This window comes from Streptomyces sp. NPDC101234 (assembly GCF_044767525.1).
Classification (GTDB): Bacteria; Actinomycetota; Actinomycetes; order Streptomycetales; family Streptomycetaceae; genus Streptomyces; species Streptomyces sasae.
In genome coordinates, this window is the sequence record NZ_JBIWOA010000002.1 from 210118 (window position 1) to 217497 (window position 7380).

Genomic DNA, 7380 nt, shown 5'->3' on the forward strand with positions numbered 1-7380 from the left:
CCCTACGGGAGCGGGACGCCCCGGTCCAGGGCGGGGCGCAGATCGGTCCGCCGGCGGATGCCCAGCTTCTTGTACGTGTGGGTGAGATGGGTCTCCACGGTGCGGCGGGCCAGATGGAGCAGGGCCGCGATCTCCACGTTGGTACGGCCCTCGGCGGCGAGCTCGGCTATCCGGCGCTCGCTGCCGGTGAGGGACGCGGCGCCGGTACGGCGTCTGGCAGAGCGGGCGCCGCCCTGCCGCAACACCTGCTCGGCCAGCTCCACCAGCCGTACGGCGCCCAGCCGTTCGGCGTGCTCCGCGGCCTCCCGCAGACAGTCACGGGCGCGGGCGGCCTCACCGGCGGCGGTCAGCCGGCGGCCCAGCGCGAGCAGGGCCTCCGCCGGTTCGGTACCGGCGGCCGGGGCGTCCCGCAGCAGCCGTACGGCCTCCTCGGTGAGGTCCAGGCCGCGGTGGCCGCCGGTCGCCGTGCCGAGGACGCGCAGGGCCCGGCCCACCGTGCGCGGAGTGCCCCAGATCCGGGCCAGCCGCAGCTCCTCCTCGGCCAGGGCGATGGCCTCCAGCGGGCGGCCGAGGGCCAGCCGGCACTCGGCGGCGGCCGTACGCCAGGGGGTGACCACCGGGCTGACCACCTCACGGGCGGACTGGCGGCGGCCGCACTCCAGGAAGTCGTACAGCGCCCCCGCCGGATCACCGGCCGCGGCCCGCACCACGCCCCGCGCGTACAGGAACCGGTTCAGCTCCCAGGAGTCCTGCGCCACCCGCAGGTCGATCCCGGCGACCAGGCTCTCGGCCCGAGCGGTACGGCCCGTCTCCACCAGGGCGATCAGGGTGTGCGCATGGGTGTTGCCGGGCGCGACCGACTCGGGGAAGCCGGTCAGGTGCGCGTAGTCGGCGCGGGCCGCCGCGATGTCCGTACGGCTGTTGAGCAGCGCCTCGCGCATGGGGTGCAGCAGATCGGGGCGCTGCCCGGCCAGGCCCCGGTCCACCAGCCGGTCGGCCTCGTCGAGTTCGTCCGCCCACTGGGCGACGGCGGCCGCCGTACCGACGAGGAACGGCTCGGTGAGCGGGTCGGCGGGTTCGGCGAGCAGGGTGCGCAGCTGCCGCATGGCGTCCCGGGCCGAGGTGAGGCCCGCGGAGGCGGCATGCCGTACGAGCAGCGCCTGGCCGGCCGTGCCGACCTGCTCCGGGGAACGGTCGGCGGTCTCGGACAGCCGGCGGTAGACCTCCTGGCGTACCTCCTGGTCCTGGTCGGAGAGGAGGACCGAGGCGGTGTGCAGGGTGCGCACCAGGTCGGGGTGGCCGTCCAGTTCGCCGTCCACGGAGTGCAGCACCTCGACGGCCTTGCGGGTGCGGCCCCGGCCGGTCAGCGCGGTGCCGAGGGCGACGACCGCGCGCACCCGGTCCTGCGGGGCCGCGGGCAGCCGGACCGCCTCGGCGAGGCGCGGGATCGCGGCGGAGGAACGGGGTGCCGCGAACTCCAGTGAGCCCAGCTCGGTCAGCAGCCGCTGCCGGTGGTCGTCGGAGAGGGGTTCCTCCAGGGCGCGCCGCAGATAGGCGACCGCGTCCTCGCTGCGGTCGTCGCAGAGGGCGAGTGTGGCCGCGTCCTTCAGCAGGGGCGGTGCCCAGGCGGCGGCCACCGGGCCGGACGCGAGTAACTGGCGGGCCACCGCCTCGGCGGGGGCGTCCTGACGCAGCATGGCCTCCGCGATCGCCCGGTGCACGGCGCGGCGGCGGGACGCGGGGACACCGGTGAGGACCGCGTCGCGCAGCAGGGGGTGCGGGTAATGGGGGTGGCCGTCGGGACCCGGGGTGAGCAGGCCGAGGTTGGTCATGGCGGTGAGCCAGCCGGCCACCCGGGTGGGGTCGGCGCCGGCGAGTTCGGCGAGGAGGGGGGTGATGTCGTGCTCGGGCAGCAGGCCGGTGCCGGTGCCCTCGTCGAGTACGGCGAGGGCGCGGGCGACCTCGGTGGTGGCCGGGCCCGCGCTGTCCAGCCACCACTGCACGGCGGCCGGGTACGAGCCCGGGTACAGCGCGGCCGTGCTGGTGGGCACGGTGGGGTGCCGGGTCTCGTCCAGGTCGTCGAGGAGGGCGCGCAGCAGCAGCGGGCTGCCGGCGGCGGCCCCGACACAGGCGTCGATCCAGGGCCGGTCCGCGGTGGGGAAGGCGCGGCGCACCCGGCCCGCCGCGGCCTCGGGGGTGAGGGGGGCGAGGGTGTGGGTGCGGACCAGGGCCGGGGGCAGGGTGTGCGCGAAGCCGGGGGTGGGCGGATCGAGGTCGTACTGGCTGCGCTCGCCGATCACGAGCAGGATCGGTAAGCGGTCTATGTGGCGGGCGGACTCCACGAGCCAGCGCTGCGAGGGCGCGTCGGCGAGGTGGACGTCGTCCACGGCGACGAGGAGGGGGGAGGCCGCGGCGTAGGCGCGCAGCACCCGCCAGAGTCCGGCGGCGGTGGCCCGCTCGTCGCCGTCCACCGCGAGGTCCGCGAACTCCGGTACCGGGCCGAGGAGTTGGAGCACCGTCGAGAAGGAGATGGCGGTGTCGGCGGGGGAGCAGCGGGCGCGGAGGGTCTTCAGACCGAGGGCGGCAGCCTGCTCGGCAGCGGCTTCCAGGACGGTGGTACGGCCGGTTCCGGTGGCGCCCCGGAGCAGCACGAGCCGACCGCCGCCGGTTCGCACGCGCTCGGCTTCCGCCGCCAACAGGGCTGTGGCGTCGGCGAGTTCAGGGGACGGCTGGGTCATTCCTGGCTCCTCGCGGTGCGCTGGTGGGTTCGGGGGGTTAGAGCGGGTGGGGGCGGGAGAGGTTGTGAGGTGGTGAGGGTGGGGCGGTCGTTTGTTGCATGGGTGGCACATTTGATACGGGGCTGTGGATTTGGGAGGGGTGCCCGAGGCTGTGTGTTCGCCGCGGGCCGGTGGGGGTTGTTCGCGCCCACGCGGCGGAGCCGCACATCGATACAGCCCCGCGCCCCTTCGGGCGCGACCAGTGCACCCACCTTCTTGGGGGCGCGGGGAACTGCGCGACCAGCCACAACACACCCGCGGCGAACACACGACCCCAAGGCCCCCTGAACCCATATCTCGTGGTCCATCTCGTGGTGCTCCACGATTGTCCTGCCCCTTCGGCCCCGGCAGGCTGGGGTCATCCCGCCCGTCACCGTTCCCTCAGGGGTGACGGGCACGTGTACATAGGGGAAGCGGTTGGTCAGCCACAGCTCATTCGCGTCGGTCGGGCGCACGCCAGTGACCGTGTACGCACCGGACCCGATCTCCCGGGAGGGCGCGCTCAGCCAGCTGCGGCGGCACCCGGAGATCGAGTTGCGCGAGGAGTCCGAGACCGGGCCCGGCACGGTGGCGCTGCTCATCAGCGACAGTCTCGACGAGCCGGAGCTGACCCGGCTGCGCCGGGTGGTGCGCAGCGAGGGCGCACAGGCCGTGCTCGTGGTCGGGACGCTGCGCGAGACCGAGTTGCTCGATGTGATCGAGTGCGGGGTCGGGGCCATCGTATGGCGCCAGGAGGCCACCGAACACCGCCTGGTCCAGGCCGTGTTGGCGGCCGCGCGAGGCGACGGGGACCTGCCCGCCGATCTGCTCGGCCGGCTCATCGACCAGGTCGGCACCCTGCACCGTAACGCCGCCGGGCGTCCGGGCGCCCCGGCCTCCGGACTGTCCGCCCGTGAGGTGGACGTCCTGCGACTGGTGGCCGAGGGGCTCGACACCGGTGAGATCGCCAGCAAGCTGTCCTACTCCGAGCGCACCGTCAAGAACGTCATGCACGGGCTGACCACCCGGCTGCATCTGCGCAACCGGGCCCACGCCGTGGCCCATGCCCTGCGGGAAGGCTACATCTGACCGGACGGGCAGCGGGCACCGGCCGCGGGGCAGCGCGGTCTGCCCGGCCGTTCCTGCGGGGCGGGCGCGGCGGGCGGCAGGATGAGGACGGGCAAGGAATGGGGAGTACGGCGTGATCCACGAAGTGGACCAGGTGCTGCGGAACCTGCTGACCGGCGGTGCGCTGGCCGGCTCCGGCATCGACATCTCCTTCGACGCCCCGACCCGCGACTGGGCGGCCCGCCGCAACGGCCCCGTGATCAACAGCTATCTGTACGACATCCGTGAGGACGTGAAACGGCGCCAGCGCGGGCACATCGACATCCGCGACGAGCGGGACGTCGTCGTCAAGCGCCGCCAGCCGCCCCGGTGGTTCCGGCTGTCGTACCTGGTGACGTCGTGGACCAAGCGGCCGGAGGACGAACACCGGCTGATCAGCGCCGTGCTGGCGACCCTGATCCCGAGAGAGCTGATCCATCCCTCCGAACTGCCGGGCTCGCTGGGCGCGTTGGGGCTGACGGTCCCCCTCTCGGTGGCCGGTATCCAGACCGAGGCCCGCTCCCTCGCCGAGATCTGGTCGGCGCTCGGCGGTGAGCTCAAGCCCTCCCTGGACGTGGTGGTCACGGCGCCCTTCCCGGCCTACCCGGAGTACGACGCCGGTCCGCCCGTCACCGAGGGTGCCGCCGTCCGGGTACGCGACGGACTCGACGACACCGCCCCGGTGCTGGAGGAACGCGCCCACCGGCCCGGCCAGGTCGCTCAGGCCAAGGCGGCCGCCCGGGGTCCCCGGGCGTGACCCTCTCCCTGGAACCGGCCGCCCCGCTCCTGGCCCGGCTGTCCGCCCTGCGCGGCCGGGTCGCCGCCCTGGCCGAGCACCGCGCCACCGGCGACCCCACGGCCACCGACCCGCTGCGCGGCCTCTACCTCTCCGAAGAGGCGGTACGGCACCTCCTGAGCCCGCAGCCGGCACCGGACGAACTCCCCGCCCTGGCCGAGGACTTCCCCGACCGTCTCACCGACCTCGCCGTCCGTCTCGCCCTCACCCCCCTCGACACCACGGTCCTCCTCATCGCCCTCGCCCCGGACCTCGACCGCACCTTCGAGCCTCTCTACGGCTACCTCAACGACGACGTCGGCCGCCGCCGCGCCACCGTCGGCCTCGCCCTCGACCTGTACGGCCTCCCCGTCCACCTCGCCGCGGCCCGCGCCCGCTTCCACCCCACCGCCCCGCTCACCGCGCTCGGCCTGCTCACCGTCGAGGAGCCCGAACGCCCCTTCCTCAGCCGCTCGTTGCGGGTGCCGGACCGGGTCCTGGCCCACCTCCTCGGCGACGACACCCCGGACGCGGCGCTGATGGGAAACCTGCGCCCGCTGTCGTACGACGGCGGCGAAGTCGTCGACGAGGAGTTCGTGGGCCGGCTGGCCGCCCGGATCGCCGCCGGGCCGCTCTTCGCGTGTCTGCGGGAGCGCCGGGAGGGCGAGGGGCTCGGCTGCGCGGCCGCCGCGATGCGACTGGCGGGCCAGCCGGCCTGGCACTTCACCGGACCCGAGGAGCGGGTCCCGGAGGTGCTGCGGGAGGCCCGGCTGAGCGGGCGCGCGGTGGTCGTCGACACCGGGCGACCCGGGCCCCTGGTATCGGCGTTGAGCGCAGCGGCCACCGATGTCACGATGCTGGTCGCGACCTCCCGCCCGTACGACCCCGACTGGTGCGACCACCGCGACCCCCTCGTCCTGGACGTCCCCTCCCGCCGCGCCGCCGCCCCGGACGCCTGGGCGGCCGTCCTGCCCGACGACCCGGGCTTCGACCTCGCGGCCACCGTCGCCCCGTACCACCTCGGCGGCGACCGTCTCGCCCGGGCCGCCCGGGCGGCGCAGGACCTCGCGGCCTTCGACGGAACCCCGCTGACCGCCGCCCATCTGCGACTGGCCGCCCGTCAGCAGTCGGCCTCCGGCCTCGAACAGCACGCCCGCCGCATCCGGCCCGCCGTCGACTGGCGGGACCTGGTGCTCCCCGAGCGCCCGCTCACCGAGCTGCGCGAACTGGCCCTGCGGGCCCGCCACCGCGACCGCGTCCTCGGCGACTGGCGGCTGAGCGCGGGCGGCGGCCGGGGCCGCGGGGTGCTGGGCCTGTTCGCCGGCGAGTCGGGCACCGGAAAGACCCTGTCGGCGGAGGTGGTGGCCGCCGAGCTGGGGCTGGATCTGTACGTGGTCCAGCTGTCGTCCGTCGTCGACAAGTACGTCGGCGAGACCGAGAAGAACCTGGAACGCATCTTCACCGAGGCCGACCGCACCGACGCCGTGCTCCTCTTCGACGAGGCCGACGCGGTCTTCGGCAAGCGCTCCGAGGTCAAGGACGCCCACGACCGGTACGCCAACCTGGAGTCGGCCTACCTCCTGCAGCGCCTGGAGGCCTTCGACGGCATCGCGCTGCTCACCACCAACCTCCGCGCCAACATCGACGAGGCCTTCACCCGCCGCCTCGACCTGGTGGTCGACTTCCCGTTCCCGGACGAGGAGCAGCGGCTCGCGCTCTGGCGGCACGGGCTGGCCCATGTGCCGACCGAGGAGGCGATCGAACTCCGGCCACTGGCAGGCGAGTTCGAACTCGCGGGCGGTTCCATCCGGAGCGCGGTGGTGACGGCCGCGTATCTGGCCGCCGGCCGCGGGCAGCACGTCACCGCGACGGACCTCCTGGAAGGCGCCCGCCGCGAGTACCGCAAGGCAGGCCGCCTGGTACCGGGCACCTGGTGACCGGCTAGTCGCCCGACGGCTGGATGATCTGCCATTCCTGGTCGTCGGAGTCGGAGCAGGTGTACAGGGTCAGGTTGGTGTCGTTGCCGCCGGTGCTGTAGCCGGCCACGTCCAGGCAGAGGTTGTCGCTGGCGAAGTTGCGGATCCAGTAGGCGCCGCTGGGCTGCTTGTCGATCCACCAGAGCTGGTTGTCGGCCTTCGTGCCGTCGCACTTGTACTCGGTGATCGGTGAGGAGAGCGCTGCCGAGCCGTAGTTGGGCAGGTCCATGCAGAACTGGTCCTTGGCGTTGCGGATCTGGAAGAGGGCCGCGCCGCCGGGGCCGTCCTTCTCGTACCGCACCTCGAGGTTCCACAGCTGGTTGTCGGCGGTGGTCTCGTCGCAGGTGTACTCCCGCACCGGGCCGTTGCTGCTGCCGTCACCGTAGCCGGGGATGTCCGCGCACTTCTTCGTCGTCGTATTGCGGAGCAGGACGTTCGTGGCCGGTACGACCGGTTTCGCGGTCTTCTTCGGCTTGGGCGACGACTGGGCCTGGCCGCCTCCGCCGCCCGACCCGGTGTCCGGTGTGGCGGGGGCGTCGTTCTCCGGTTGCTGCGCGACCGGAGACTGCGAGGGCGCCGGTGCGGCGGCCAGCGGGGCACTGGCCGAGGGGCTGGGCGCGAGGGAGCTCACGCCCGCCTCCTGGATTTCCCTCGCCTGGCTTCTGACCGGCGGTTTGTAGGAGATCCAGATCAGGGCGAAGGTGATGGCGAGGGCCATCAGGGTGCCGAAGAGGGTGGCGAGCCAGCGGGGCAGGAAGCCGCGCTG

At 74.0% G+C, this 7380-nt stretch carries 5 protein-coding genes; 3 read left to right on the forward strand and 2 right to left on the reverse strand.

What is annotated here, in order from left to right:
* Positions 1-2: 2 nt before the first annotated feature.
* Positions 3-2738, reverse strand: coding sequence for a LuxR C-terminal-related transcriptional regulator (locus ACIRR9_RS04245; RefSeq protein WP_403747360.1), 2736 nt, complete (start codon positions 2736-2738; stop codon positions 3-5).
* Positions 2739-3236: 498 nt separating this feature from the next.
* On the opposite strand from ACIRR9_RS04245, the gene ACIRR9_RS04250 reads away from it, so the two are divergent.
* The 3 genes from ACIRR9_RS04250 (at position 3237) to ACIRR9_RS04260 (ending at position 6575) form a co-directional block, all read left to right on the forward strand.
* Entirely contained in the window at positions 3237-3845 is a 609-nt protein-coding gene (locus tag ACIRR9_RS04250) for a response regulator transcription factor (protein WP_185149239.1), read from the forward strand.
* Between the two features lie 112 nt (positions 3846-3957).
* Complete coding sequence (locus tag ACIRR9_RS04255) at positions 3958-4620, forward strand: DUF4255 domain-containing protein (RefSeq protein WP_403747363.1); 663 nt, start codon at positions 3958-3960, stop codon at positions 4618-4620.
* Positions 4617-6575, forward strand: a complete 1959-nt coding sequence (locus ACIRR9_RS04260; protein WP_403747366.1) for an ATP-binding protein — start codon at positions 4617-4619, stop codon at positions 6573-6575. Before ACIRR9_RS04255 ends, ACIRR9_RS04260 begins: the two co-directional genes overlap by 4 nt.
* Before the next feature lie 4 nt (positions 6576-6579).
* Here the strand turns inward: ACIRR9_RS04260 and ACIRR9_RS04265 are convergent.
* Positions 6580-7380 (reverse strand): RICIN domain-containing protein (locus ACIRR9_RS04265; protein ID WP_403747368.1); only part of this gene is annotated, 801 nt, incomplete at its 5' end.

What these genes read in the sequence shown, in the direction of transcription:
- ACIRR9_RS04245 (WP_403747360.1), bottom strand. Translation starts at nt 2,738, where the DNA reads ATGACCCAGCCGTCCCCTGAACTCGCCGACGCCACAGCCCTGTTGGCG.